Raw genomic sequence first — 397 nt, forward strand, 5'->3', positions numbered from 1 at the left:
GGGCGCCAGGCGGGCGGCGGCGGCCCGGACGGTGTCGGCGGTAAGCCGGTAGGTGACGTCGCCGGCGGTAAAGGCCGCCTGCGTGACAGCGGACATATGATTCCTCCAGGGGGCGGGGTCATGGCAGCGTCGGCCTAACCGCACCACTGCGGCCGGGGAAAGACGCCGGAGGCGAGCCGCGCACACAACCGGCCCGCCTCCGTATTGCGTCGACCGACCGGCCGCCACTGGAGCGCCGGCCGGTCGGTTCACGTCAGTGGCGGTGTCCGCCGTGGTGGCCCCAGGAGGCGTCATCGACGAAGCGGCCATGGTCGTTGCGCAGGGTCGCGGTGTCGTGGTCGTTGTTCCACACGTAGGCCCGACGGTCCTGGAAGAGGTCGGTGCGGGTGTCGCGGCC

The 397-nt window shown here is 72.3% G+C and carries 1 pseudogene; it reads right to left on the bottom strand.

Annotated features, from left to right (window positions below):
- Positions 1-253 precede the first annotated feature (253 nt).
- Positions 254-397 (bottom strand): annotated as a pseudogene (locus tag GT030_RS24050) (lamin tail domain-containing protein); the annotation flags it as partial.

Origin of the sequence: Streptomyces sp. SID1328 (assembly GCF_009865595.1) — a bacterium.
GTDB classification, from domain to species: Bacteria; Actinomycetota; Actinomycetes; order Streptomycetales; family Streptomycetaceae; genus Streptomyces; species Streptomyces griseoluteus.